This window comes from Burkholderia sp. DN3021, assembly GCF_049805555.1.
Taxonomy (GTDB): Bacteria; Pseudomonadota; Gammaproteobacteria; order Burkholderiales; family Burkholderiaceae; genus Burkholderia; species Burkholderia pyrrocinia_C.
This window is the reverse complement of the sequence record NZ_JBNCAB010000029.1, coordinates 1-25,008: the sequence shown is the minus strand read 5'-3', so window position 1 is coordinate 25,008 and position 25,008 is coordinate 1. Positions and strand designations below refer to the sequence as shown.

Sequence of the window (25,008 nt, the reverse complement as noted above, 5' to 3'; positions counted from 1 at the left end):
CGGCGAACGCTCACCGTACAAGACAGCGCGGGCCGATGCAACCGGCGCTTTGCAGCTTCGAAGCCGGATCGCGCCGTTTCGCCTAAGCTTTGAAATCCGGCCGCCGCGACACGCGCGGCGGTTCCCGTTCACTCCTCTCCCGTCACGCTCATGCACATCGATCTGAAAGGCAAGACCGCGGTCGTCACCGCCTCCACCGCCGGCATCGGGCTCGCGATCGCCGAAGGGCTCGCGCGCGCCGGTGCGCGCGTCGTCGTCAACGGCCGCAGCGACGCATCGGTACAGTCCGCGCTCGCGCAACTGCGCGCCGCCGTGCCCGGCGCGAGCTTCGACGGCGTCGCCGCCGACCTGTCCGACGCAGCCGGCGTCGCGCGCGTCACGCAGCACACGCCCGATGCGGACATCCTCGTCAACAACGCGGGCATCTACGGCCTGAAGGCGTTCTTCGACATCGACGACGCCGAATGGGAACATTACTTCCAGATGAACGTGATGTCCGGCGTGCGGCTCGCGCGGCATTACCTGAAGGGGATGATCGAGCGCAACGCCGGGCGCATCGTGTTCATTTCGTCGGAATCGGGCCTGAACATCCCGGTCGACATGATTCACTACGGGTTCACGAAAACCGCGCAACTGTCGATCTCGCGCGGCCTCGCGAAGCTCGCGGCCGGCACCCATGTGACCGTCAACTCGGTGCTGCCCGGGCCGACGCTGTCGGAAGGCGTGCGCGCGCTGCTGAAGGAAACGGCCGACAAAACGGGCCGCAGTGTCGAAGACGTGGCCGTGGATTTCGTGCGCGATCATCGCTCGAGCTCGATCATCCAGCGACCCGCGACGCCCGAGGAAGTCGCGAACATGGTCGTGTACGTGTGCTCGCCGCAGGCTTCGGCGACTACGGGTGCGGCGTTGCGCGTCGACGGCGGCGTGGTCGACACGCTCGCATGACCGCTCACGCGCGGCGCACGCCGCCGCGCTAGCGCGAAGCGGCCTTGTCCGGCTGGAGCGTGCCCTTGCGATCGGCATCCATGCAGGTATCGAAGCCGTGCTGCGTGACGACGCCGGCCTTGTCGAATACGACGAAGTAAGGCCGGTGATCGTTGCCGTGCTCGATGAAGTAGTTGTAGCAAACGCCGCTGCCGTTGCGGACCATCCATACGCTGCGCGGGTTGCCGCCGGCGCGCACGACATCGGCGCGCGTCGCGCCATGCCGCGACGCGGCCCGCGCGAGCGGCGTGCGCGAATACGAGAACGGCAGCCACGAGTCGAACCACGCGCAGCCGTGCAGCATCAGGCAGCCGGCCGCCAGGGATAGCGTCGCCGCGGGACGGGACATCGAAATCAATCGCATGCTTGGGGAATTCTGCCGCGCCATGCCGGCGTGATCGAAAGCCCCATGCTACTAGACCTTTGGGTCCGGATCGAAAAGAAATGTAGAGATCCGTATGCAAACCCCTGCCCGGCATGCCCCGCGCGCAAGCTGGATCGTTGCCGATCGTTGCGGCCGGCGCATGCTTGTGCGCGCACCCATCCCGTCGCGCCGATCCATCGAATCGGCGCGACGGCGGGCATCGTCACGCGATCCATTCGGTCCACAGCATCGTCAGCACCGTCATCAGCGCGGGGCCGACGAACAGCCCGATCAGACCAAACGTCTCGGCGCCGCCCAGGATGCCGAACAGCACGAGCAGGAACGGCAGCCGCGCCGAACTGCCGATCAGCACCGGCCGCACGAAATGCTCGGCGACGAACACGACGACGAAACCGAGCACCGCCACCACGACGGCCCACATGGTCGCGCCCTGCACGAACAGCCACAGCGCCGCGCCGCAGAACACGATCGGCGCGCAGAACGGCAGCATCGCGGCAATCGCCGTGACGAGGCCGAGCAGCGCCGCATGCGGCACGCCCGCGAGCGCATAGGCGACGCCGAGCAGCGCACCCTCGCCGAGCCCGACGACCACGAGCCCCGTCACCGTGCCGTACACGGCCTTGACCATGCGCTCGATCAGTTCCGCGCCGTTGCGCCCGAACGCGCGCTGCCCGCCCTGCAGCAATGCGCCCGACAGCTTGTGGCCCGCGCGCAGGATCACGAACAGCGTGACGAGCATGAAGCCGAATTCGAGCAGCGCATGTGCGAGCTTCGTGCCGAACTGCCGGCCGAACGCGAGGAATTTCTCGCTGTTGACGCCGTGCATCGCGCTGGCCGCATGCAGCGGATGACCGAGATTGGCCTGCCACCACTCGGTGATCTGCGCCGAACCGTAAGGCAGCCGGCTGACGACGTCGGGCAGCGGAATGCCGTTGTCCTGGATCGTACGCAGCCACTCGCGCAGGTCGTGCGCCTGCCCGATCGCCTGGGTTGCCGCGACGGCGATCGGCAGCACGACGAGCAGCGAGACCGCCGCCGTGATGACGAGCGCGTTGACCGTAGGCCGGTTGCGGAACAGCCGGTGCGATTCGAAGCGTTTCAGCAGCGGCCACATCGCGATGGCGATCACGCAGGCCCACGCGATGGCGGGAATGAAGTCGCGGATCACCCACAGCGCGAGCACCAGCAGCGCCGCATACAGCGCGACGCGAGCGATCTGCTGCGCGCGCGGCTGCGCGGCGGCCGCGTGAGACGACGGGACATGTGCGTCCATGGCACCTCTGTCGAAATGAAAAAATGGCGGTTCGCGCAGGCAACCGGCCTGCACGAACCGCCATTCTATCCATCGGCACCGGATCGGCGGCGCGCGTCATACGCGGGCCGCCCCGGCGCCATGTTGCCGCGCCCGCTCAGGCCACCTTGTCGGCGATCCGGTAACGCTCGAGCCAGTGCGCGTACGGCGCGGGCAGCGTCCACGACGGGCGCTCGACGCCGAGCTGCTTCGCCGCGTAGTACGGCCAGTGCGGATCGGCCAGATGCGCGCGGCCGACCATCACGAGATCGAGCTGTTCTTCCGCAACCACGCGGTTCGCCAGTTGCGGCGTGTCGATCCCCCACGCGGACGACACCGGCAGCCCGGCCTCGCGGCGCACGCGCTCGGCGATCGGCGCGAGGAACGCCGGGCCCCACGGAATCTGCGCATCGGGCGTCGAGAAGCCGACCGACACGCTCAGCATGTCGAGCCCTTCCCGCTTCATCCGCTGCGTGAGCGCGATCGACTCGGCGAGCGTCTCTTCGTCGCGGCCGTCGTATTCGATCACGCCAAGGCGCGCGGTCAGAGGCAGATGCTCGGGCCATACCTTGCGGACGGCCGCGAGCGTCTCGACGACGAAACGGCCGCGGTTCTCGGCCGAGCCGCCATATTCGTCATCGCGCCGGTTCGAATGCACCGAGAAGAAGCTCTGGCCGAGATAACCGTGCGCGAAGTGCAGTTCGAGCCATTCGAAGCCCAGGTCGCGCGCACGCTTCGCCGCTGCGACGAAGTCGGCCTGCACGCGGGCGATATCCTCATGCGTCATTTCGCGCGGCACCTTCGGCAGATGCGCGCCGAACGGCACGGCCGACGGCGCGATGGTCTGCCAGCCGCGCGGATCGCCGTCGGCGATATGGTCGTCGCCTTCCCACGGACGGTTCGCGCTCGCCTTGCGGCCCGCGTGCGCGATCTGGATGCCGGGCACCGCGCCGGCCGCCTTGATCGCCGCGACCGACGGCGCGAACGCTTCGGCCTGCGCATCGTTCCACAGCCCCGCGCAACCCGGCGTGATGCGCCCTTCCGGCGACACGGCCGTCGCCTCCGCGATCACGAGGCCCGCGCCGCCGCGCGCGATGCCGGCCAGATGCACGTGATGCCAGTCGTTGACGACGCCGTCTTCGGCGACGTACTGGCACATCGGCGGCACCGCGATGCGGTTGCGCAGCGTGACATCCTTGAGTTTGAACGGTTCGAACAGGGCAGACATCCACGACTCCTTTGCTTGGTTCTACGAAACGACTGGGAACTCGCCGGGCGATGCGCACGGCGGAACGATTCGGGCCGTCGTCGGGGCGGTTGCGCCCGGCGACGGATACGGAACGGCGCCGGCCGGGCCGGCGCCGGATGCTTACCGGTGGCCGAGCTTCGCGAGCAGCGCCTCGGCCGCGGGCGCCGACGACGCGGGGTTCTGCCCCGTGATCAGCAGCCCGTCGGTGACGACATGCGGCGCCCAGTCGGCGCTGCGCTCGAATGCCGCGCCGTTGGTCTTCAGCATGTCCTCGACGAGGAACGGCACGACTTCCGTCAGCTCGACGGCCGCTTCCTCGCTGTTGGTGAACCCCGTCGCGCGCTTGCCGCGCACGACCGATTCGCCGGTTGCCGGGTTCTTCACGTGACGCAGCACGCCCGGCGCGTGGCAGACGGCCGCGACCGGCTTGCCGGCCGCGAGCATGCGCTCGATCAGGCCGATCGAATGCAGATCCTCGGCGAGATCCCACAGCGGGCCGTGTCCGCCCGGGTAGAACACCGCGTCGTAGTCGTCGGCCGACACGTCGGCAAGCTTGCGCGTCGATGCGAGTTCGGCCTTGGCCGCCGGATCGGCGTCGAAGCGGCGCGTTGCGTCGGTCTGCGCGGACGGATCGCTGCTTTTCGGGTCGAGCGGCGGCTGGCCGCCCTTCGGCGAAACCAGCGTCAGCTCGACGCCCGCATCCTTGAACGCGTAGTACGGCGCGGCCAGTTCCTCGAGCCAGAAGCCGGTCTTCTTGCCGGTGTCGCCGAGCATGTCGTGCGAGGTCAGGACAACCAGAATCTTCATGATCGAAACTCCTTCGAAAATGGACGGGAACGCTGCCGCGCAACCGGGGCGGTCGGCGCGACACGCCTGTCGGTTAGTCCGTTATGGCGCGTCAACGTGCGACTCGCGTATCCGAATGCCGTACGCGCCTATTAGACCAGTCGTCTAGAAAAATCCCAAATAAAACGACGGCGTACACTGCACGATCGGCATCGCAGCGCGAAATGGCAATTTCGCGTCTTCGTTGCACGCGCCAGCGGACGTCGTCGCATTCACGAGGACGCATGATATCCGCGGATTAGACCAGTCGTCTAGTAAATGGCCATTCGCCCCTGCCGTCGGCATGGCCTTTTCGACCGGGCGCGATCCGGCAACATCCGCCGCCGATCGCGCCCCGCCCGTGTCCGTCGCGCCGGCTAGCCGCGCAACGGACCATCCGTATCGCCGGCCTCGATTACCGGCGCCTCGAGTCGATGCCCGCATGCCCCGTCGTCCAGCCGCCTCAGCATCAATTCCGCCAGCGCGCGTCCCGACGCGTGCCCGGTCGGCTGGATGACGGCCGTCACGCGATGCGGATGCGCGATGTCCGGCGGCACGCCGTCGTAGACGATCAGCGACATGTCCTGCCCCAGCCGCAGCCCGCTGTCCACGAGCGCCCGAAACGCGCCGCCGCCCGCGATGTTGTTGTCGACCAGCAGCGCCGTCGGCCGCTCGGCGCACGCGAGCAGCGCCCGCGCGGCCTGCAACCCGCCGTCGTGCGTAAACGTGCACTCGACGAGCAGCGCCGGATCCGGCTCGATACCGGCCTCGCGCAATGCCGACAGATAGCCTGCGCGACGCTGCGCAGCGAAATTCAGCGCGAGCGGCGCGCTGATCATCGCAATGCGCCGATGCCCGAAACCGGTCAGCCGGCGGACGGCATCGCGCGCGCCCGCCTCGTTGTCGAAATCGAACCACGCATACGGCTCGGCCGTTTGCGTGCGGCCGTATGCGACGTACGGAAACGCGTTCGACCGCAGGTACGCAATGCGCGGATCGTCGACCAGCGTGCGCGCGACGATCAGCCCGTCGACGAGCTTGCCGTCGACGATCCGCCGATAGGTGTCCAGTTCCGCATTCGGCCGCGCAGACGCGATGATGAAATCGAGATTGCGCTCGGCCAGCCGCTCGGTGATGCCCGCGACGACCTCGCCGAAACGCGGATCGCCGAGATCGCCCGCGCCGAACGGATAGACGATCCCGATCACGTCCGCCCGCCCGGTCGCGAGCCGGCGCGCGGTCGGGTCCGCCACATAGCCCATTTCCCGTGCGGCCTTCGCCACGCGCTCGCGGGTCGCCTCGCTGACGTCGTCGTAACCGTTCATCGCACGGCTGACCGTCGTCCGCGACAGCCCGAGCGCATCCGACAGCGCCTTCAGATTCACCTTCACCGTCGCTCCTCGTTTTCGCCGGCCCGGATGCCCGGACGCCGGATGCCCGGACGCCGGATGCCCGGACGCCGGATGCCCGGATGCCGGATGCCCGGATGCCTCAATCGGGTAATTATTTCCATTGGGTAAGCATTACCGTCAAATAAATATCTTTTGCGTTCCAAACCGGTTTGAAATAGTATCCAAACCGGTTTGGACATCGATGCCACCTTCAGCCGTTCCTTTCACCGTCAACTGAAACAACGCCGAGATGACACACTTTCCTTTTTGCCGCGCGACTGCGGCCAAACGTTTGCTGTTCGCTGGCGCGGCACTGGCCGCCTTCGCGTCCGCTTCGTCCGTTACGCACGCGCAGAGCGCCGGCGCCCCCGCGCCCACGCCGCATACGCAGCAGGCCTACGATCCCGAAGGCAACTTCACGATGCGCTGGACCCGCGCGGACATCCGCCAGATCGTCGCACAGTCGCATACGGCCGGCGCCGACAGGAACTCGCTGCCGCAAGCGCTGACGATGCCGGATATCCCGCAGGATTTCCCGCTGATCAACTCGAACGTGTGGGTCTGGGATACCTGGCCGCTGGCCGACCTGCGCGCGAACCAGCTCAGCTACAAGGGCTGGGAGGTGATCTTCTCGCTCACCGCCGATCCGCATGCGGGCTACACGTTCGATGACCGCCACGTCCACGCGCGCATCGGCTTCTTCTACCGCCGCGCGGGCGTCCCTGCGTCGCAGCGCCCCGCCAACGGCGGCTGGACCTGGGGCGGCCACCTGTTCCCGGACGGCGCGAGCGCCAAGGTGTTCGGCACCGCGCCGATGACCAACAACGCCGAATGGTCGGGTTCGGCGCGCCTCACGCACGGCGACAACGTCAGCCTCTACTACACCGCGACGTCGTTCAACCGCTCGGCGCCCGGCGGTGCCGACATCACGCCGCCGCAGGCGATCATCACGCGCGCCGACGGTCACATCCACGCCGACGACAAGCACGTGTGGTTCAGCGGCTTCGACGATCACAAGGCGCTGCTGCAGCCGGACGGCAACTACTACCAGACCGGCCAGCAGAATACCTACTTCTCGTTCCGCGATCCGTTCGTGTTCACCGATCCCGCGCACCCGGGCAAGACCTACATGGTGTTCGAAGGCAATACGGGCGGCCAGCGCGGCGCACGCACCTGCACCGAGGCCGATCTCGGCTACGCGCCGAACGATCCGTACAAGGAAGATCTCAACGCGGTGATGAATTCGGGCGCAGTGTATCAAAAGGCCAATGTCGGCCTCGCGGTCGCGACGAACCCGCAGTTGACGGAATGGAAGTTCCTGCCGCCGCTCCTGTCGGCGAACTGCGTCGACGACCAGACCGAGCGCCCGCAGATCTACCTGAAGGACGGCAAGTACTACCTGTTCACGATCAGCCACCGGACGACGATGGCCGCGGGTGTCGACGGGCCGGACGGCGTGTACGGCTTCGTCGGCAACGGCATCCGCAGCGACTTCCTGCCGCTGAACGGCGGCGGCGGCCTCGTGCTCGGCAACCCGACCGACTTCTCCGCACCGGCCGGCGCGCCGTATTCGCAGGATCCGAACCAGAACCCGCGCGAATTCCAGTCGTATTCGCACTACGTGATGCCGGGCGGGCTCGTCGAGTCGTTCATCGATGCGATCGGCCCGCGGCGCGGCGGCACGCTCGCGCCGACGGTGAAGGTCAACATCAACGGCACGTCGACGGCGGTCGACCGCGCGTACGGACGCGGCGGGCTCGGCGGTTACGGCGATATCCCGGCGAACCTGCCGGCGACGGGCGCCGACCACAACGACGGCCCGGGCACCCGCCCGTAACGGCTGCGGCGGGCACCGCCCGCAAGCGTTGAGGCGGCGCACATCGCGCGTGTCGCGTGCGCGCCGCTTTTTTCTTCCGCAGATCGCGCGTGCCGCCTTTGCAAGCGGCACGCGCCCTCCTTTCCCGCTTCGCGCGTCGGAGCACGGAACCCCGCATGAGATCGACGTTTTTCCGCTTTTCCTTCCGGGTCGCCCGGCTGCTGCTCGCCTGTGCGGCGGGCGCGGCCTGCACGCAGGCCGCCGCCGCGCCCTGCGCCGCATCGACCGAAAACGGCACGCCGCAATGGCGCCCCGCGCTGCATTACACGCCGCAGCGCAACTGGATGAACGATCCGAACGGCCTCGTCTACGACGACGGCCGCTACCACCTGTTTTATCAGTACAACCCGCTCGGCAACGATTGGGGCAACATGTCGTGGGGCCACGCGACCAGCACCGATCTCGTCCACTGGCGCGAGCAGCCGGTCGCGATGCGCGCGAACGCCACCGAGGAAATCTTCTCCGGCTCGATCGTCGCCGATACGCACAACACGTCGGGCCTCGGGTCGCCAGGCAAGACACCGCTGGTTGCGCTCTACACGAGCGTCTATAAGGACGGCTCCGGCCACGCGCCCGGCACGCAGGCGCAGTCGCTCGCCTACAGCGTCGACCATGGCGCGACGTGGCAGCCCTACGCGCACAACCCCGTGCTCACGCTCGATCCCGAATCGAAGCAGTTCCGCGACCCCAAGGTGTCGTGGTATGCGCCCGGGCACCACTGGCTGATGACGACGGTCGTCGCCGACGCGCAGGTCGTCAAGCTCTATCGCTCCGACGACCTGATCCACTGGTCGTTCCTGAGCGACTTCACGTTGCCGGACGTGCCGCATGCAGGCGCACTGTGGGAGATGCCCGACCTCGTGCCGCTGCCGCTCGACGGCGATCCTCGACACATCAAGTGGGTAATGATCGTCAATGTGAATCCGTGGTCGATCGCGGGCGGCTCGGGCGCGATGTATTTCGTCGGCGACTTCGACGGCCGCACGTTCACGCCCGATCGCGTCGCGCCGGCCGGTTCCGATCCCGCCCGATTCCGCTGGGTCGATCACGGCGCCGACTTTTATGCCGCAGGCACCTTCTCGGGCGCGCCCGGCACTCGGCCGGTCGCGATCGCGTGGATGAGCAACTGGGATTACGCGGCAAAAGTGCCGACCACGCCGTGGCGCGGCGCGACGACCCTGCCGCGCGAGCTGGCGCTGAAGACGATCGACGGCGAACCCCGGCTCGTCGCCGCGCCGGCCGCCGCGTTCGACGCGTGGGCGGACGGCAGGCCCGCCGTGCACGAAGGCGCGCTCGCCGTCGAGTCCGCCACGCGCGAGCTGTCGGCGGCGACGCGCGGCGTCGCGCAACGCATCACGGTGACGATTGCGCCGCAGCGCGCGGCGCGCGCGGGCCTGATCGTCCGGCGCTCGGCGGACGGCACGACCGGCACCCGGATCGTGTACGACACGGCGAAACGCACGCTGACGCTCGACCGCTCGCAGTCCGGCGAAGCGAATTTCGCCGGCACGTTCAGCCGCGAGCATATCGTCGACCTGCCGCTCGAACACGGGCAACTGCGGCTCGAAATCGTCGTCGATCGCGGGTCGGTCGAAGTGTTTGCGAACGGCGGCCGCGTCACGCTCACCGACCTGATCTTTCCGCCGCTCGACGCGGACCGCGTCGCGGTGTTTGCCGAGCACGGCCGCGCGACGTTCTCGGGGCTCACGGTGACGCAGCTGGAAGCCGGCGGCGATACGCGTAACGCCTGCACGACGCGATAGGTGCGGTTCGAGAGCGTCGCCCTTCCCGCATGCGACGGGGACCGTCCGCCCGGCGCTGCGTCGGCCGGCGCGGTCCCCGCCGGCGTTACGGCTCAGAGCAATCCCATCCCGCCCGACGCGATGATCTCCGCGCCGACGATGAACGCGGATTCCGGCGCGCTGAGGTGCAGCACCGTCGACGCGATTTCGTCCGGCGTGCCGAACCGGCCGACCGGGACGAGGCCCTTGATCTTCCCGGCCGTCTCGTCGAGCGTCGCCGCATCGAGCCCGAGCTTGCCGTACAGCGGCGTCTGAACCGGCCCCGGGCTCACGACATTCACGCGCACGCCGTGCGGCAGCAGTTCCGTCGACAGCGTCTTCGCGAACGAATTGACGGCCGCCTTGCTCGCCGCGTACACCGACGAGCCGGGCATCCCGATGTGCGCGTTGATCGAACCGTTGATCACGATCGATGCGCCGCGGTTCAGCAGCGGCACCAGCGACTGGATCTGGAAATACGCGCCCTTCACGTTGGTGTTGAACACGAGGTCCCACATCGCCTCGTCGCTGTCGGCGAACGGCGCGAGTTTCGCGACGCCCGCGTTGATGAACACGGCGTCGAGCCGCGCGCCCGCGGCGGCGATCGCGTCCGCCAGTGCGCGGGCCGACGCGACGCTGCCGGCCTCGTTGCGGATCGCGAGCGCCCCTTCGCCGAGCGTTTGCCGTGCGGCTTCCAGCGTCTGCGCGTCGCGCCCGGTGATGATGACCCGCGCGCCTTCGGCCGCGAATGCGTTGGCGGCCGCCAAGCCGATGCCGCTGTTGCCGCCCGTGACGAGGACCGTTTTTCCTTCGAAGCGTTGCATGATGTTCTCCTGTGAACCGGTGAGTTGACCGTGAACACAGGATGCGCTCGGCGACCTGTGTTGCCGTACGACGCGCGCGGCGAACATGTTCGAAATCGTCGAACGTGTTCGAGCGGGCGCTCCGTCGTCGTTTTTCCGTCTCAGCCGGTCACGTCGATCCCGTCGAGCAGGCGCTGCGCGAGTCTGGGCTCGCGCAATTGCTCCAGCCACCATTGCAGCGCGCGGCCGTCGCGATCGCCGTGCCACGCGACATACAGCACGTTCGGTTCGCGCGGGTTGGCCGTCTGTTTCTCGACGAGCTCGCCGCGCGCGAGCAGCGACGCCACGCGCCGGCGCGGCACCCAGCCGACGCCGAGCGCGTCGCGCTGCGCGAGGATCTTCGCGCGCATCGACGGCACCGCGAGCACGGCCTGCCCGCCGAGCAGGCCATACGCGCGGCCGGCCGCGCGCCGCGACGAATCGGCGACGACGACCGCGCGATGCGCGCCGATCGCGTCGCGCGTCAGCGCGTCGCTCACGGATGCAAGCGGATGGCGCGGCGACACCGCGAACACCCACTCCATCGCGCCCAGTTCGAACCATTTGAAGCCGGGGATAGCCGGCGGCTCGTTGGTCGCGCCGACGACCAGATCCGCGCGACCGTCGCGCAGCGCCTCCCAGGTGCCGCCGAGCACCTCGTGCGTGAAGCGCAGCGACACGCCCGAATCGAGCGCGTCGAACGCGCGGACGACCGGCAGCAGCGTGTCGAACTCCAGCACCTCGTCGCTGACGATCCACAGCCGGTCCTCCCAGCCGCTCGCGACCTGCCGCACGCGCTGCGTCAGCCGCGCGACGTCCAGCGCCAGCCGCGCCGCTTCGTCGGCCAGCAGTTGTCCGGCCGGCGTGAGCCGCAGCCGGTAGCCGCGCCGGTCGAACAGCAGCGCGTCGAAACGCGTTTCGAGCTGGCGCGCGGCGTGCGACACGGTCGACGGCGCCTTGCCGAGCCGCGCGGCGGCGCGCGACAGGCTGCCGGTCGCGCGGATCGCGTCGAGCAGCGCAAGTTCGTCTTCGGACAGCATGGGGGCGCTCCGGTTCGGGGTGAGTCTGGGATTGTCGTGGCTCCCGTGGATCGTAAGGCAACGGCGGGAGGCGGTCCAATCGGACGGCGTTCGATGCGGCGGATGGGCGGTTGAGTGTCGGGCGCAACATCCTGCCAACCCGAGTCCGCGCGCCGGCGGCATACTGGCGGTACACCGATTCCGGCAAATCAGCATCAATCGAGGTAACCACTGCGATGGACATCGCGATCCGCATCGAAGGCCGTCACGACCTGACGGGGCAAATCTTCCGGCAACTGCGCACCGCGATCGTCGACGGGCGCCTGGCAGGCGGCGCGCGGCTGCCGTCGACGCGCGATCTCGCGAAGCAGCTCGGCGTATCGCGCAAGACGACGCTCGACGCGTTCGAGCGTCTCGTCGCCGAGGGCTACCTGAATACGCGTGCGGGCGACGGCACGTTCGTCGCCGACGGCCTCGCGCGCGTGCCGCACGCCGCGGCCATGCCGGCGCCGTCGCTCGTCGAGGACACGCCGCGCATCGACGCGGTCGACGCACGCGCGCTGTGGAACGACCTGCCCGACGCGCTCGCGATGCCCGCGCCGCAAGACTCGCCCGGCTTCGACTTCCGCGGCGGCGTGACCGACAAGACGCTGTTCCCGTTCGATGCGTGGCGGCGCTGCCTGCATCACGCGCTGCGCCAGCAGGCACGCGGCCCCGGCCAATACCACGACCCGGCCGGCGATCCGCAGTTGCGCGGCGCGATCGCACGCTATGTCGCGTTCAGCCGCGCGGTCGCGTGCAGCTGGGACGACGTGCTGGTCACGCAAGGCGCACAGCAGGCGCTCGACCTGCTTGCGCGTGTCGTCGTGCGGCCCGGCGACGTGGTCGCGGTCGAGGATCCCGGCTATCCGCCGGCACGCGCCGCGTTCGCGTCGCTCGGCGCGACGGTGATCGGCGTGCCGGTCGATGCGCACGGCCTCGTCACGGAACGGCTGCCCGACGAAGCGCGCCTCGTCTACGTGACGCCGTCGCACCAGTTCCCGCTCGGGATGCCGATGACGCTGGAGCGGCGCATCGCGCTGCTCGAATGGGCGCAGCGCCGCCGCGCGGTGATCATCGAGGACGACTACGACGGCGAGTTCCGCTTCGAAGGCCGGCCCGTGGAATCGCTGAAGAGCCTCGACCGCACGGGCCTCGTCGCGTACGTCGGCACGTTCTCGAAGACGATCTTTCCCGAACTGCGGATCGGCTACGCGATTCCGCCGCGCGCGCTGCGCGGCGCGCTCGCCAAGGCGAAGCAGATCGTCGACTGGCACACCTGCACGCTGACGCAGGCGGCCCTCGCGCGCTTCATGCTCGAAGGCGATTTCGCGCGGCACCTGAAGCGCGTGCAGAAACATTACGATGCGCGTCGCAAGATGCTGATCGCGCATCTGCGCGGCGAGCTCGCGCCGTGGTTCGACGCGATCGTGCCGACCGCCGGCATCCACCTCGCGGCACACCTGAAGCCGGGGCTCGACGAAGCGGCGCTGGTCCGCGCGGCGCGCGAGCAGGACATCGGCCTGTACGGGATCTCTGCGTTCCATGTCGGCGTGCCGGTCCGTGCGGGGCTGCTGTTCGGCTATGGCGGGATCGACGCGCTGCGCATCGACACGGCGCTCGCGCAACTGGCCGGGCTGCTGGATTCGGGCCGTGTCGGCCGCCCGGAACTGGCTACCTGAATTTACGCAAAATTGGCTATTCAAGCAGGCCAATCCGGGTCTTAAAGTGGGTCCTGTCGCGCCACCGTGCGCACCAACCGAAAAAGGACCTGCCATGCAACCGCGCCTGAACTTCTATACCGCCAGCCCGAATGCGATCAAGGTGATGCGCAACGCCGAGGAATTCCTCGCGAAGAGCTCGATCGAGAAGCCGCTCGCCGAACTCGTCCGCCTGCGCGCATCGCAGATCAACGGCTGCGCGTTCTGTGTCGACATGCACACGACCGACGCGCGCAAGGGCGGCGAAACCGACCGCCGTCTCGCGACCGTCGTCACGTGGCGCGAAACGCCGTTTTTCACCGAGCGCGAACGCGCGGCGCTGGAATGGACCGAGGCGCTGACGCTAGTGGCCAGCAATCACGTGCCCGACGCCGTCTGGGAAGCCGTGAAGCCGCACTTCAGCGACGAGGAGCTGTTCGACCTGTCGATGCTGATCGCGACGATCAACACCTGGAACCGCTTCGCGATCGCGTTCCGCAAGATGCCCGAGTAAGGAGACGAAGATGATCCGCTCCACGCTCCAGCGAGCCGCCCTGTGCGCGGGGCTCGCGCTCGGCGCCGCGCTGCCGGCCGCCGCCCATGCGCACGACGCCGGCGACAACGTGCACGCGATCATGCAGCAGGCCGTGCCCGAAGCGCCCGGCAAGCTCGTCGTCGTCGCGACCGTCGACTATGCGCCCGGCCAGGCTTCCGAGGCTCACAAGCACCTCGGCTCGGTGTTCGCGGTCGTGTCGAAAGGCGAAGTGCTGTCGCAGGTGAACGGCGGCCCGCTGCATCGCTATCGCGCCGGCGAAGGCTGGTACGAGGCGCCCGGCTCGCGCCACCAGGTGTCGCGCAACGCGAGTGCGACCGAGCCCGCGCAGCTCGTCGTGTTCGGGCTGACCGGCGAACACGAGCCGCTGAAGTCGCCGATCGATCAGTGACGACGTTTCGGGGGCGAGCCATGTCAAGGCCGCGCCCCCGCTTCGCGGACGGCTTTCCCGCCGGTTCCGAGAAGGTTCTCCACCGCTTGTCGCCGCATCTCCTTTCCTTCGCCGTATCCCCTTCGCCGTATCCCTCTGCCGTTTCCCCTAAGCCGCCTCTGCCTTAACCACTCCCTACACTCCATCGCCAGCACACGGCGTGCCGCCGCATCACGTCCCCGCTCGTCCGCGCCGCCATTCGACGCGCGTCTGATCTCGATCAACGCCGGCGAAAACCCTTCCTTGAAATTAACTAACTCATCAATTAGCGTCGTCTGCATGAACGCGAAATCCACCGTCGCCAGGCCGCGCGGGCGCCGCCCGTCGGTGGACGACTTCGACCTGCGCGACCACATGCTGGACGTCGCGATGCAGTTGTTCGCCGAGCACGGCATCGCCGCGACGACGGTCGCGCAGATCGCCGCCGCCGCCGGCGTCACGTCCGCGATGGTCCACTACTACTTCACGAATCGCGAGCAACTGCTCGACGCGATCGTCGAGGAGCGGCTCGCGCAGGTCATCGCGTTCGTGTGGCGCCCGACCGAGCCGCAGATCGAGAACGATCCGTTCGCGCTCGTTGCCGAACTCGTCGACCGCTTCTTCGACGTCACGCATCGCATGCCGTGGCTGCCGTCGATCTGGCTGCGCGAGATCGTCCATGAAGGCGGGCTGCTGCGCGAACGGATGGTCCGGCGCATTCCGCTCGAGCATGTCGGGCGTTTCGCCGAACGCATCCGCGCCGCGCAGCAGGCCGGCACGCTGAACCCCGCGCTGGAACCCGCGTTCCTGTTCCATTCGATCATCGCGCTCGTGATGCTGCCGCTTGCGACCGCGAAGCTGTGGCAAAGCGCGCGCGGCCTGCCGCCGATCGATCGCGACGTGCTGCACCGGCACGTCCGCGCGCTGCTTGGTTCCGGCCTGCAGCCGCCGGCCGCCACGCCACGTGCGCGGACGCGCTCGCCGCGGAGGCCGTCGTGAACGCGGCCCGCGCGCTGCCGCTCGCGCTCGCCGCCTTCGCGCTGCTCGCCGGTTGCGGACGATCGACGGACCACGGCGCGACCTACCAGGGTTATGTCGAAGGCGAATTCGTATACCTGTCGTCGTCGCAATCGGGCACGCTGACGCAGTTGTCGGTCGCACGCGGTCAGGCCGTCGCCGCCGGCACGCTCGCGTTCTCGCTCGAAGCCGCGAACGAAACGGCCGCGCTGCTGCAGGCACGGCATCAGCTCGCCGCGGCACGCGCGCAGCTCGCCGACCTGCAGACCGGCAAGCGCCCGCCGGAAGTGGCAGTCACGCAGGCGCAACTCGCGCAGGCCACCGCGCAGGCCGCACGGGCTGCCGCTCAACTCGCGCGCGACGAACGCCAGTACGCGGCCGGCGGCCTGTCGAAGCAGCAGCTCGACGATTCGCGCACGTCCGCGCAAACCACTGCCGCGCAGATGCGCGAACTGCAGAAGCAGGTCGACGTCGCTCGCCTGCCGGGCCGCGCGCAGCAGGTCGCCGCGCAGGCAGCGCAGGTCGACGCCGCGCAGGCAGCGGTCGCGGAAGCGCAATGGAAGCTCGACCAGAAGCGCGTCGCCGCACCCGCCGCCGGGCGCGTGTACGACACGCTGTACCGCGTCGGCGAATGGGTGCAGGCAGGCAATCCGGTCGTGCAGATGCTGCCGCCGCAGAACCTGAAGGTGCGCTTCTTCGTGCCGGAAGCCGCCATCGCATCGCTCGCGCCGGGGCGCGCGGTCGCGATCCGCTGCGACGGCTGCGCGGCCGACGTACCCGCGCGTATCACCTATGTGTCGAGCGAGGCCGAATACACGCCGCCCGTGATCTACAGCAACGAGAGCCGGACCAAGCTCGTGTTCATGATCGAGGCGCGCCCCGCCGTCGCCGACGCGCCGAAGCTGCATCCGGGCCAGCCCGTCGCCGTGAGGGTGCAATGAACGCGCCGGCCGCTCCGTACGCGATCGACGTCGATCGCCTGAACAAGCGCTTCGGCGACAAGCACGTCGTGAAGGACGTCTCGTTGCGCGTCGCGCGCGGCGAGATCTTCGGCTTTCTCGGGCCGAACGGCAGCGGCAAGACGACCTCGATCCGGATGATGTGCGGCCTGCTCACGCCCGACTCGGGCAGCGGCACCTGCCTCGGCTACGACATCGTGCGCGACAGCGCGCAGATCAAGCGGCACGTCGGCTACATGACGCAGCGCTTCTCGTACTGGGAAGACCTGTCGATCCGCGAGAACCTCGATTTCGTCGCGCGCGTGTACGGGATGCCCGACCGCAAGGCGGCCGTCGCGCGCGCGCTCGACGGGCTCGGCCTCGCGAGCCGCGCGGACCAGCTCACGGGTGCGCTGTCGGGCGGCTGGAAACAACGCCTCGCGCTGGCCGCGTGCATGCTGCACGAGCCCGAACTGCTGCTGCTCGACGAGCCGACCGCCGGCGTCGATCCGGCCGCGCGCCGCGACTTCTGGGAGGAACTGCACCGGCTGGCCGCGCAGGGGATCTCGGTGCTCGTCAGCACGCACTATATGGACGAAGCCGAGCGCTGCCACAAGCTCGCCTATATCGCGTCCGGCGAACTGCTTGCGCAAGGCACGTCGGCGGAGATCGTCGCGTCGCAGCACCTGTCGACCCGCACGATCACCGGCGAGCGCCTGACCGAACTGTCCGCGCGGCTGCGCACGATGCCGGGTGTCGATCAAACCGTCGTGTTCGGTTCCGCGCTGCACGTGAGCGGCCGCGATCGCGCCGCGCTCGACGCGACGCTCGCGCGGGTCGCGAGCGACGATGCGTCGCTGCAGGTCGCGCCCATCGACACCGGGCTCGAGGACGTCTTCATCTATATGATGGGCCGCGCGTCCGGGCCGCCCGGCGGAGCATCGTCATGAACGCGTGGGCGAGCCTGCGCGAATGGTTCTCGGTCGCGCGCTGGTGGAGCATCGTGCTGAAGGAATTCCTGCAGTTGCGCCGCGACCGCGTGACGTTCGCGATGATCGTCGGCGTGCCGATCATCCAGCTCGCGCTGTTCGGCTTCGCGATCAACACCGATCCGAAGCACCTGCCGACCGCGGTGATCGTCGCCGATTCGAGCCCGTTCGCGCGCAGCTTCATCGCCGCGATGCGCAATTCCGCTTACTTCGACATCGTCGAGACGCTGCCGGACGAAGCGGCCGGCCGGCATGCGCTCGCCCGCGGCGACGTGCAGTTCGTGCTGAGCGTGCCGGCCGATTTCTCGCGGCGGCTGCTGCGCGGCGAGCGTCCGTCGCTGCTCGTCGAGGCGGACGCGACCGATCCCGTCGCGACCGCATCCGCGATCGGCGCGCTGCCGGGCCTCGTGCAACCCGTCGCGGACAAGGACCTGACGGGGCCGCTCGCCCACCTGAGCGGCCGCCCGGCCGCGTTCGACGTCGTGCTGCACCGGCTGTACAACCCGGAAGGCATCACGCAGTACAACGTCGTGCCGGGCCTGATGGGCGTGATCCTGACGATGACGATGGTGATGATGACGGGCCTCGCGATCACGCGCGAACGCGAGCGCGGCACGATGGAGAACCTGCTCGCGACGCCCGTGCGGCCGCTCGAGGTGATGACGGGCAAGATCGTCCCGTACGTGCTGATCGGGCTGATCCAGGTGTCGATCATCCTCGCCGCGGCGCGGTTCGTGTTCGTCGTGCCGTTCGTCGGCGGCGTGTTCGCGATCTACCTGTCCGCGCTGCTGTTCATCGCCGCGAACCTGACGGTCGGCATCACGCTTTCATCGCTCGCGCAGAACCAGTTGCAGGCGATGCAGCTCGCGGTGTTCTATTTCCTGCCGAACATCCTGCTGTCCGGTTTCATGTTCCCGTTCGCCGGGATGCCGAAGTGGGCTCAGCTCATCGGCAACCTGCTGCCGCTCACCTATTTCAACCGCCTCGTGCGCGGCATCCTGCTGAAGGGCAACGGCTGGGCCGACCTGTGGCCGTCCGTGTGGCCGGTCGCGCTGTTCACCGTCGTCGTGATGGGCATCGCGCTGCGCTTCTACCGGCGCACGCTCGATTAGGTGCCGCACGATGAAACCGGCTTCGCATCGCGCCTCCATCGCTGCAAGCGGCGTTACGCTGGCCGCCGCTGCGCTGCTCGTCGCCGGTTGCGCGGTCGGGCCGGATTTCCTCACGCCGGACGCACCGGCCACGCAGCAATACACGCGCGACGAGCCGCCCGTCACGACGGCGGCCGCCGGCGGCCCGGCCGGCGGCGCGCAGACGTTCGCATCGGCCGCGCACACGCCGCAACGCTGGTGGACCGAGTTCGGCTCCGAACCGCTGAACCGGCTCGTCGACACCGCATGGCAAAACAGCCCGACGCTCGCCGAGGCCCGCGCGCGGCTCGACGAAGCGCGGCAGAACCATGCGGCCGAAGCCGGCGCGACGATGCTGCCGCGTGTCGACGCGAACCTGTCCGCCACACGCGAGAAGGTCGACATCGCCGCGTTCGGGCTGCCGGCCAACGTGCCGAATCCGGGGCCGTTCACGCTGTATGACGCGTCGGTGAGCGTGTCGTACGTGCTCGACGTGTTCGGCGGCAACCGGCGCGCGCTCGAAGCGCTGCGCGCGCAGGTCGACTATCAGGCGTACACGCTCGACGCTGCGCGGCTGACGCTCGCGGGCAACGTCGTCGCCACCGCGATCCTGCGCGCGTCGCTCGCGCAGCAGGTCGCGCTCACGCAGCAACTGGTCGACGCGCAGGCGCGGCAGTTGCGCATCGTCGAAGCGCGCTTCGCGGCGGGCGGCGTGTCGCAGGCCGACGTGCATGCGCAGCGCGCACTGCTCGCACAGACGCAGGCATCGCTGCCGCCGCTCGCGGCCCGCCTCGCGCAGGCCGGCCACCGGCTCGCGATCCTGCTCGGCGCTCCGCCGTCCAGCGCCGTGCTGCCCGATCTCGCGCTCGATGCGCTCGCGCTGCCGCGCACGCTGCCCGTCACGCTGCCGTCGACGCTCGCGCGCGAACGGCCCGACATCCGCGCGGCGGAAGCCGTGCTGCACCAGGCGAGCGCGAACGTCGGCGTGGCCGCCGCGAACCTGTATCCGCGTTTTTCGATTTCGGCCGGGATCGGCTCGGAACGCACGCGCATCGCGGATATCGTGAGCGGGTTGAATGTATGGAACGTTGGCCTGGGTCTGACACAGCCGCTCTTTCACGGCGGCGAGCTGCGCGCGAAGAAACGCGCGGCCGAAGCGGCGTACGACGCCGCGTTCGCGAGCTATCGGGAAACCGTGCTGCAGGCGCTTCAGCAGGTAGCCGACGCGATGCGCGCGGTCGAGCACGACGCAGCCGAGCTGCAGGCGCGGGACACGGCCGCGCAGGAAGCGGCGGCACGCAACGCGATTGCCGGCGACCGTTACGCGGCCGGCGGGATCAGCACGTTCGACCTGCTCGACGCGCAGCGGCAGACGTTGCAGACGACGCTCGACCGTACTCGCGCGCAGGCCGATCGGCTTACCGATACGGCGGCGCTGTTTCAGGCGCTGGCGGGAAGCTGGACGGATGATGCTGCGCGGTGACCGGCACGACGGCATTGGCACCGGCCGGACACTGCCGGTCTGCACGCCCCGCACCACGTAAGCAGCGCACTTGTCAGGTTCGGCTGCCGTCGCCGCTCGCTTCCACTCGATGCCAGCCGATGACTGAACCTGCTATACGCGCAACGCGTGACGCAAATAAAAAACCGGCCCGAAGGCCGGTTTTTTCATACTGCATGCCGTGAGCGGCGCTCGCGCGCCGCGCGACATCAGAAGCGGTGGATCAGGCCGACGCCTGCAGCGATCTGGTTCTGCTTCGAACCTGCGCCCACGCCGTCGCCGATCGAGGTCGTTGCTGCCTGGATGCCGCCAGCCTTGTTCAGCGTGTTGCCGGTCGAGTGCTGGTAAGCCTCAACTGCATACAGGCCCGTGCGCTTCGAAAGGCTGTAGTACTGCGAGAGCGTGACCTGGTGGTACTTGGCCGCGCTCGAGATGCCGTTCGACTGCGTTGCCGCCGTGTACGAGTAGCCTGCCGCGAAGTCCCACTGCGGCGCTGCCTTCCAGTGCAGCACGGCGCCTGCCGTGTTGAAGATCGCCGTGTTGCGGAACGCCGAACCGACTCCCGGCACGTACTGGACGTTCGTGTACGACACGGACACGTCCCATGCCGGCGTGAACTGGTAGCCGGCCGTCACACCGAGGCGCTGCTGCGTTTGCGCCGTTTGGTAGCCGCTGTTAATCGCCGACACGGCCGGCTGGCCGCCGCTCGTGACCGTCGAATTGTCACCCCACACGCCGCCGCCGAGCGTCGAGTTGTTGACCTTCTGGAAGCCGACCGCGATGCCTGCCGGGCCGTTCAGGTACTGGATCGCCGCGCTCCACGTCGAGCCGCGGTTGAAGCTGCCTGCCACGCCGCCGAGCGAATACGAACCGCCGACCGTGAAGCCGTAGAACTTCGGCGACATGTAGACGAGCGAGTTGTTCGCGCGGTAGCTGGTGTCCAGCGAGTCGATATCGCCCGGGTGCGCGCCGTAATAACCGGTCAGCCAGGTCGTCGGGCTATACGGCGACAGCAGCGTGTAGTACGCGGTGTACTGGCGGCCCGCCGTCAGCGTACCGTACGCTGCGTTGGACAGACCCACCCACGCCTGACGCGTGAAGATGCCGTTGGCCCACTGCGACGAACCGTTGTTCGCGTTGAAGCCGGCTTCCAACTGGAAAATCGCCTTCGTGCCGCCGCCGAGATCTTCGCTGCCCTTCAGGCCGAAGCGGCTGCCTGCCCAAATGCCGGTGGCCATCTGCACCTTCGAGTGACCACCCGTGGTCGCGCCAGTTGCCGACGAGTTGTTCTGCCAAGCGATGGCGTTGTCGACGATACCGTACAGGGTCACGCTGCTCTGGGCGTGGGCGGCGGTAGCGGCTGCAAGGCCCGCTGCCGTCATGGCGAAAGCGACGCGCTTTTTCATTGATTCTCCGTCCTCAAAGAATGATTTCTTTTCTGGTGTGGTTTTATGACTGACACATGTGCGAGTACATGCCGGCGCAATTCTGACGGATTACCGATTATTTCCCAACACGCGCAGTCGGTCATCGTATGATCGACGCAACGCACGGGTTCACCAAGCAGTTACATAACACCTGAAAACGCTTACGCGGCGGGCATTTCCGGCATTTCCCGGTGAAAACCCTAGCTTTACATTTTTACGGGTGCAACGCGACCGCCTCATGTCGTCAGACGCCTTCGGCAAAAAATCGTCTTACAAATGCGCGATCGCAGCTGACGCCGCGATTCACGCCGCCGCGCAGGATCGCTGACGTTCATGACACCCACATTTCGCGAAACGAAATCATGAAAACGTTTCAGTCCGCGCGCGGGAGATCGGACGGGAGCGGCCCGGCGAACGCGGGCCGAAGGACGATGCCGGCGCGGCGCGCCGGCGACATTCAACGCGATGCCGGCGCGACGAGCCGCGCGTTCACCGCATCGGCGAGCGCGGTCATCCGCGCACGGATCGCCGTGTTCGAGCCGACCAGCGCGAGCGACGACGCCATGATCCGGTAGATACGTTTTCTCGGCACCTTGGCCGGCTTCGCCGGGGCGAGCCACGCATCGTGGCCGGCCAGCAGTTCGAGCGTTTCGAGGCCGATCATGATCGGCCACAGGCACGCGAGCCGCAGCCGCACGAAGCGGCGCGGAATCGCGAGCGTATACAGGCATGCATCGCGATACTGGTCGAGCGCGATGCGCAGCAGGTCGACCAGCACGCCGCGCGCGCGCGCCGACGCGTCGGGCTGCATCAGGTCGGCGACGCCGAGCCCGTGCGTGCGCAGCACGTCGTCGGGCAGGTAGCAGCGGCCGATGCGCAGGTCCTTCGCGCAGTCGCGCAGGATGTTGGTCATCTGCAGCGCCTTGCCGAAACGGATGCCCTTCTCGCGCATGCCCGGCAAATCCCAGCCGCGCGCGGCACGCGTGTGCGCGCCCGTCATGTCGGTCCAGAACTCGCCCACGCAGCCCGCGACGAGGTACGTGTAGCGATCGAGCATGTCGCGCGTCGGCAGCGACGCGACCTGCCCCGACTGCTCGTCCGGGAACGTGCGCAGATCGAATTCCATGCCTGACGTCAGCGTCGCGACGACCTTGCGGATCGACGCCCGGTCGGCGTCCGGCTGCGCGCGCAGCAGCGCGAGCATCGGCTCCATGGAGCCGAGCAGCACGTGCTCGTGCGAATCCGTCTGCATCCGCGTCACGTCGTCGAGCGAACGCGACAGCGCCGCGCCGTCGCCGAGCCGCTCGATCTCGTCGCGCAGGTCGGTCAGCAATGCGGCCCGGCGATCGGGCGCGACGAGCGCGGTGTCGGCGATCGTGTCGGCCGCGCGCGCGAGCAGATACGCGAGCCCGACCGGGTCGCGCATGCCGTCGGGCAGCACGCGCAGCGTCAGATAGAAGGAGCGGGAAACGTTCTTCAGCAGGTCGCCGAGCAGGTAGGCGGAATCGGTTCGGGTCGTCATGGGTCGGGAAAAATCGGCCGGCGCGGGCCCCGGACGCACACGGGCGCCGGGCGCCCGCGCCGGCTCGCGAGTCGCCGCATCGTCGCGCCGCGCGGGCGTCGGCCCGGGCGCTGCGATGCAAAATTCCCGCAAGTTTAGTGCATCCGGCGCAAGGCCTGTCCGAGACGGCCGGAATGCGGCATGCACATCGATGCCGCGCCGCTCCCCGCCGCCCTCGTCACAGCCCCGAACAAAACGGAAAGGCCGAAGTAATACATATGTAATTATTCAATGCGACGATCGCGTCCCGTTCGATCCCATACGGCGCGGCACGACAGCCGCGCCGGCGGAGCGAGCACCCTTTCCCGACTTTTCCGACTCCCGTTTCGAAGGTTCATCGACATGTTCTTCACGCGCCCGACCGCCCTGCGCTACGTCCCGTTCGCCTGTGCCGCAGCCTTCCTGCTCGCTGCGTGCGGTGGCGACGACGACCTGACGTCCGATCCCACGCAGCCGATTTCCGCGAAGGTCCAGGTGGTCGGCCATCGCGGCGCGAGCGCGCTGCGCCCCGAACACACGCTCGCGTCGTACCGCAAGGCGATCGAAGACGGCGCGGACGTCATCGAGCCCGACCTCGTGTCGACGCGCGACGGCGTTCTCGTCGCGCGCCACGAGAACGAAATCTCGGGCACGACGAACGTATCGGCGCTGCCGCAGTTCGCGAGCCGCAAGGCGACCAAGACGATCGACGGCGCTCAGCTCACGGGCTGGTTCACCGAGGATTTCACGCTCGCCGAGCTGAAGACGCTGCGTGCGCGCGAGCGCATTCCGCAGATCCGCCCCGCGAACACCGCGTATAACGACCAGTTCGAGATTCCGACCTTCGACGAGATCGTCGCGCTCGCGAAGCAGATGTCCGCGCAGACCGGCCGCACGATCCACCTGTATCCGGAAACCAAGCATCCAACCTACTTCCAGTCGATCAATCTGCCGCTCGAGGACCGTCTCGTCGATGCGCTGCTGAAGGATCCGTACACGTCGCGCACGGCGACCGTCTACATCCAGTCGTTCGAGGTCGCGAACCTGAAGACGATCCGCAACCGGATCAAGTCGAGCCAACCCAACTGGAAGCTCGTGCAGCTGATGGACGAAGCCGGCCAGCGCCCGTACGACTTCGTGAAGGCGAACGACAAGCGCACCTACGGCGACCTGTCGACACGCGACGGCATGCGCGAGATCGCGACCTATGCGAACGGCGTCGGCCCGTACAAGACGTCGATCATCGCGGTCGCCGCGGACGGCACGCTGCAGCAGCCGACGCCGTACGTGCGCTATGCACATGAGGCCGGCCTCGTCGTGCATCCGTACACGTTCCGCCCGGAGAACAACTTCCTGCCCGCGTCGCTGAAGGACGGCGGCACGCCAGCCACGCGCAACACGGCCGGCTCGGTGCGCGAGATCCAGGCCTACCTGCGCGCGGGCATCGACGGCTTCTTCACCGACGATCCGGCGGTCGACCGCACGGCCGTCGATACGTTCAAGCGCTGAATGCCCGGAACGTGCTGAACGTGCGGTAGCCGGGCGCGGCGCACTGCGTGCCGCTGCGCCCGGTTCCGCCGCAGCGGTCAGATCACGCTGAAGTGGTGCGTGCCGTCGCGCTTCAACTGGTCGACCAGCCCGTATTCCCAGTCGAGATACGCCTGCATCGCGGCAGCCGCATTGTCGGTGCCCTCGTACGGGCGCCGGTAGCGGTCGACGCGCGGCGACGCGAGCCGCGTCTCGCCGCTTTCGAGCGGCAGCCCGGCGTCGATCCATGCCGCCGTGCCGCCGGTCAGCACCGAGATGTCGGCCGATGCCGGCAGCAGCGCGCGCGCATCGTCGGCCGCGAACCGCGCGAGCAGGCTCGATCCGCACGTGAACACGTAGCGCTTCGCGGGCGGAATCGCCGCGAGCGCGTCGCGCAACTGCGCGCGCACGACGAACCAGGCGCCCGGAATATGGCGCTTCACGTAATTCGCGCTGGCCGTCACGTCGACGATCGCGAGTTCGCCGGGCGCGGCTTCCTTCAGCCAGCCCGCGAGCGTCGCGGGCGACACGTCGGTCGCGGGCGGCGTCGCCGGCACGTCGCGCGGCGGCTGGCCGCGCTCGCCGAACGCCGCCG

Annotated in this window: 23 protein-coding genes; 12 read left to right on the top strand and 11 right to left on the bottom strand. The window is 68.5% G+C overall.

Going from position 1 to position 25,008, the window contains the following annotated elements:
- The first annotated feature begins 150 nt into the window (after window positions 1-150).
- Complete coding sequence (locus ACPUER_RS16445) at window positions 151-945, top strand: SDR family NAD(P)-dependent oxidoreductase (protein ID WP_175959033.1); 795 nt, start codon at window positions 151-153, stop codon at window positions 943-945.
- 28 nt (window positions 946-973) lie between these two features.
- Here ACPUER_RS16445 and ACPUER_RS16440 read toward each other — a convergent pair whose 3' ends face one another.
- The 5 genes from ACPUER_RS16440 to ACPUER_RS16420 all read right to left on the bottom strand — a co-directional run bounded on the left by ACPUER_RS16440 (window position 974) and on the right by ACPUER_RS16420 (window position 6,125).
- Entirely contained in the window at window positions 974-1,348 is a 375-nt protein-coding gene (locus tag ACPUER_RS16440; protein WP_175959032.1) for a hypothetical protein, read from the bottom strand.
- A gap of 223 nt (window positions 1,349-1,571) precedes the next feature.
- Entirely contained in the window at window positions 1,572-2,642 is a 1,071-nt protein-coding gene (locus ACPUER_RS16435; protein ID WP_425131585.1) for an AI-2E family transporter, read from the bottom strand.
- 136 nt (window positions 2,643-2,778) lie between these two features.
- Window positions 2,779-3,888, bottom strand: coding sequence for an NADH:flavin oxidoreductase/NADH oxidase (locus ACPUER_RS16430; protein ID WP_425131584.1), 1,110 nt, complete (start codon window positions 3,886-3,888; stop codon window positions 2,779-2,781).
- A gap of 141 nt (window positions 3,889-4,029) precedes the next feature.
- Window positions 4,030-4,716 (bottom strand): type 1 glutamine amidotransferase domain-containing protein, encoded by a 687-nt coding sequence (locus ACPUER_RS16425; protein ID WP_425131583.1) that lies wholly within the window; start codon window positions 4,714-4,716, stop codon window positions 4,030-4,032.
- A gap of 395 nt (window positions 4,717-5,111) precedes the next feature.
- Window positions 5,112-6,125 carry a substrate-binding domain-containing protein gene (locus tag ACPUER_RS16420; RefSeq protein WP_425131582.1) on the bottom strand — a complete coding sequence of 338 codons (1,014 nt, stop codon included), beginning with the start codon at window positions 6,123-6,125 and terminating at the stop codon, window positions 5,112-5,114.
- A 250-nt stretch (window positions 6,126-6,375) separates the two neighbouring features.
- Between ACPUER_RS16420 and ACPUER_RS16415 the strand changes: the two genes are divergently transcribed.
- Window positions 6,376-7,962 (top strand): glycoside hydrolase family 68 protein, encoded by a 1,587-nt coding sequence (locus tag ACPUER_RS16415; protein ID WP_175959027.1) that lies wholly within the window; start codon window positions 6,376-6,378, stop codon window positions 7,960-7,962.
- Window positions 7,963-8,117: 155 nt separating this feature from the next.
- Window positions 8,118-9,764: a glycoside hydrolase family 32 protein gene (locus ACPUER_RS16410; RefSeq protein WP_175959026.1), complete on the top strand. Its 1,647-nt coding sequence runs from the start codon at window positions 8,118-8,120 to the stop codon at window positions 9,762-9,764.
- Window positions 9,765-9,856: 92 nt separating this feature from the next.
- On the opposite strand, the gene ACPUER_RS16405 is transcribed toward ACPUER_RS16410, so the two are convergent.
- Entirely contained in the window at window positions 9,857-10,606 is a 750-nt protein-coding gene (locus tag ACPUER_RS16405) for an SDR family oxidoreductase (protein WP_310139834.1), read from the bottom strand.
- A gap of 140 nt (window positions 10,607-10,746) precedes the next feature.
- Window positions 10,747-11,664: a LysR family transcriptional regulator gene (locus ACPUER_RS16400; protein ID WP_310139831.1), complete on the bottom strand. Its 918-nt coding sequence runs from the start codon at window positions 11,662-11,664 to the stop codon at window positions 10,747-10,749.
- Window positions 11,665-11,879: 215 nt separating this feature from the next.
- Between ACPUER_RS16400 and ACPUER_RS16395 the strand changes: the two genes are divergently transcribed.
- The 3 genes from ACPUER_RS16395 to ACPUER_RS16385 all read left to right on the top strand — a co-directional run bounded on the left by ACPUER_RS16395 (window position 11,880) and on the right by ACPUER_RS16385 (window position 14,326).
- Window positions 11,880-13,364: a PLP-dependent aminotransferase family protein gene (locus ACPUER_RS16395; RefSeq protein WP_425131581.1), complete on the top strand. Its 1,485-nt coding sequence runs from the start codon at window positions 11,880-11,882 to the stop codon at window positions 13,362-13,364.
- A gap of 94 nt (window positions 13,365-13,458) precedes the next feature.
- Window positions 13,459-13,896 (top strand): carboxymuconolactone decarboxylase family protein, encoded by a 438-nt coding sequence (locus ACPUER_RS16390; RefSeq protein WP_175959022.1) that lies wholly within the window; start codon window positions 13,459-13,461, stop codon window positions 13,894-13,896.
- A 10-nt stretch (window positions 13,897-13,906) separates the two neighbouring features.
- A complete protein-coding gene (locus tag ACPUER_RS16385; protein ID WP_175959021.1) occupies window positions 13,907-14,326 on the top strand; it encodes a cupin domain-containing protein in 420 nt (139 codons plus the stop codon).
- 23 nt (window positions 14,327-14,349) lie between these two features.
- Here ACPUER_RS16385 and ACPUER_RS16380 read toward each other — a convergent pair whose 3' ends face one another.
- Entirely contained in the window at window positions 14,350-14,646 is a 297-nt protein-coding gene (locus ACPUER_RS16380; RefSeq protein WP_175959020.1) for a hypothetical protein, read from the bottom strand.
- Here ACPUER_RS16380 and ACPUER_RS16375 point away from each other — a divergent pair.
- The 5 genes from ACPUER_RS16375 to ACPUER_RS16355 are packed head-to-tail and all read left to right on the top strand — an operon-like array spanning window position 14,645 to window position 19,901.
- Window positions 14,645-15,343 (top strand): TetR/AcrR family transcriptional regulator, encoded by a 699-nt coding sequence (locus tag ACPUER_RS16375; protein WP_175959019.1) that lies wholly within the window; start codon window positions 14,645-14,647, stop codon window positions 15,341-15,343. The genes ACPUER_RS16380 and ACPUER_RS16375 overlap by 2 nt on opposite strands.
- Complete coding sequence (locus ACPUER_RS16370; protein WP_425131580.1) at window positions 15,340-16,302, top strand: HlyD family secretion protein; 963 nt, start codon at window positions 15,340-15,342, stop codon at window positions 16,300-16,302. The genes ACPUER_RS16375 and ACPUER_RS16370 overlap by 4 nt, the downstream gene beginning before the upstream one ends.
- Window positions 16,299-17,249, top strand: a complete 951-nt coding sequence (locus tag ACPUER_RS16365; RefSeq protein WP_310139811.1) for an ABC transporter ATP-binding protein — start codon at window positions 16,299-16,301, stop codon at window positions 17,247-17,249. The genes ACPUER_RS16370 and ACPUER_RS16365 overlap by 4 nt, the downstream gene beginning before the upstream one ends.
- Window positions 17,246-18,400: an ABC transporter permease gene (locus tag ACPUER_RS16360; RefSeq protein ID WP_425131579.1), complete on the top strand. Its 1,155-nt coding sequence runs from the start codon at window positions 17,246-17,248 to the stop codon at window positions 18,398-18,400. The genes ACPUER_RS16365 and ACPUER_RS16360 overlap by 4 nt, the downstream gene beginning before the upstream one ends.
- A gap of 10 nt (window positions 18,401-18,410) precedes the next feature.
- Window positions 18,411-19,901 (top strand): efflux transporter outer membrane subunit, encoded by a 1,491-nt coding sequence (locus tag ACPUER_RS16355; RefSeq protein WP_310139806.1) that lies wholly within the window; start codon window positions 18,411-18,413, stop codon window positions 19,899-19,901.
- Window positions 19,902-20,128: 227 nt separating this feature from the next.
- Here the strand turns inward: ACPUER_RS16355 and ACPUER_RS16350 are convergent, their stop codons facing one another.
- Together ACPUER_RS16350 and ACPUER_RS16345 are read right to left on the bottom strand one after the other, a co-directional pair.
- Window positions 20,129-21,325 (bottom strand): porin, encoded by a 1,197-nt coding sequence (locus ACPUER_RS16350; protein WP_175959014.1) that lies wholly within the window; start codon window positions 21,323-21,325, stop codon window positions 20,129-20,131.
- A gap of 478 nt (window positions 21,326-21,803) precedes the next feature.
- Window positions 21,804-22,868 (bottom strand): phytoene/squalene synthase family protein, encoded by a 1,065-nt coding sequence (locus ACPUER_RS16345; RefSeq protein WP_204422830.1) that lies wholly within the window; start codon window positions 22,866-22,868, stop codon window positions 21,804-21,806.
- Between the two features lie 381 nt (window positions 22,869-23,249).
- Here ACPUER_RS16345 and ACPUER_RS16340 point away from each other — a divergent pair, with 381 nt between their 5' ends.
- Window positions 23,250-24,395 (top strand): glycerophosphodiester phosphodiesterase, encoded by a 1,146-nt coding sequence (locus ACPUER_RS16340; RefSeq protein WP_425131578.1) that lies wholly within the window; start codon window positions 23,250-23,252, stop codon window positions 24,393-24,395.
- A gap of 77 nt (window positions 24,396-24,472) precedes the next feature.
- Here ACPUER_RS16340 and ACPUER_RS16335 read toward each other — a convergent pair.
- Window positions 24,473-25,008 (bottom strand): rhodanese-like domain-containing protein (locus tag ACPUER_RS16335; protein WP_425131577.1); only part of this gene is annotated, 536 nt, incomplete at its 5' end.

Excerpts from the sequence above, each read along its gene's own strand:
- ACPUER_RS16445 (WP_175959033.1), top strand. The coding sequence starts at position 151 with ATGCACATCGATCTGAAAGGCAAGACCGCGGTCGTCACCGCCTCCACC.
- ACPUER_RS16440 (WP_175959032.1), bottom strand. The coding sequence starts at position 1,348 with ATGCGATTGATTTCGATGTCCCGTCCCGCGGCGACGCTATCCCTGGCG.
- ACPUER_RS16435 (WP_425131585.1), bottom strand. The coding sequence starts at position 2,642 with ATGGACGCACATGTCCCGTCGTCTCACGCGGCCGCCGCGCAGCCGCGC.
- ACPUER_RS16430 (WP_425131584.1), bottom strand. The coding sequence starts at position 3,888 with ATGTCTGCCCTGTTCGAACCGTTCAAACTCAAGGATGTCACGCTGCGC.
- ACPUER_RS16425 (WP_425131583.1), bottom strand. The coding sequence starts at position 4,716 with ATGAAGATTCTGGTTGTCCTGACCTCGCACGACATGCTCGGCGACACC.
- ACPUER_RS16415 (WP_175959027.1), top strand. The coding sequence starts at position 6,376 with ATGACACACTTTCCTTTTTGCCGCGCGACTGCGGCCAAACGTTTGCTG.
- ACPUER_RS16410 (WP_175959026.1), top strand. The coding sequence starts at position 8,118 with ATGAGATCGACGTTTTTCCGCTTTTCCTTCCGGGTCGCCCGGCTGCTG.
- ACPUER_RS16405 (WP_310139834.1), bottom strand. The coding sequence starts at position 10,606 with ATGCAACGCTTCGAAGGAAAAACGGTCCTCGTCACGGGCGGCAACAGC.
- ACPUER_RS16400 (WP_310139831.1), bottom strand. The coding sequence starts at position 11,664 with ATGCTGTCCGAAGACGAACTTGCGCTGCTCGACGCGATCCGCGCGACC.
- ACPUER_RS16395 (WP_425131581.1), top strand. The coding sequence starts at position 11,880 with ATGGACATCGCGATCCGCATCGAAGGCCGTCACGACCTGACGGGGCAA.
- ACPUER_RS16390 (WP_175959022.1), top strand. The coding sequence starts at position 13,459 with ATGCAACCGCGCCTGAACTTCTATACCGCCAGCCCGAATGCGATCAAG.
- ACPUER_RS16385 (WP_175959021.1), top strand. The coding sequence starts at position 13,907 with ATGATCCGCTCCACGCTCCAGCGAGCCGCCCTGTGCGCGGGGCTCGCG.
- ACPUER_RS16375 (WP_175959019.1), top strand. The coding sequence starts at position 14,645 with ATGAACGCGAAATCCACCGTCGCCAGGCCGCGCGGGCGCCGCCCGTCG.
- ACPUER_RS16380 (WP_175959020.1), bottom strand. The coding sequence starts at position 14,646 with ATGCAGACGACGCTAATTGATGAGTTAGTTAATTTCAAGGAAGGGTTT.
- ACPUER_RS16365 (WP_310139811.1), top strand. The coding sequence starts at position 16,299 with ATGAACGCGCCGGCCGCTCCGTACGCGATCGACGTCGATCGCCTGAAC.
- ACPUER_RS16360 (WP_425131579.1), top strand. The coding sequence starts at position 17,246 with ATGAACGCGTGGGCGAGCCTGCGCGAATGGTTCTCGGTCGCGCGCTGG.
- ACPUER_RS16355 (WP_310139806.1), top strand. The coding sequence starts at position 18,411 with ATGAAACCGGCTTCGCATCGCGCCTCCATCGCTGCAAGCGGCGTTACG.
- ACPUER_RS16350 (WP_175959014.1), bottom strand. The coding sequence starts at position 21,325 with ATGAAAAAGCGCGTCGCTTTCGCCATGACGGCAGCGGGCCTTGCAGCC.
- ACPUER_RS16345 (WP_204422830.1), bottom strand. The coding sequence starts at position 22,868 with ATGACGACCCGAACCGATTCCGCCTACCTGCTCGGCGACCTGCTGAAG.
- ACPUER_RS16340 (WP_425131578.1), top strand. The coding sequence starts at position 23,250 with ATGTTCTTCACGCGCCCGACCGCCCTGCGCTACGTCCCGTTCGCCTGT.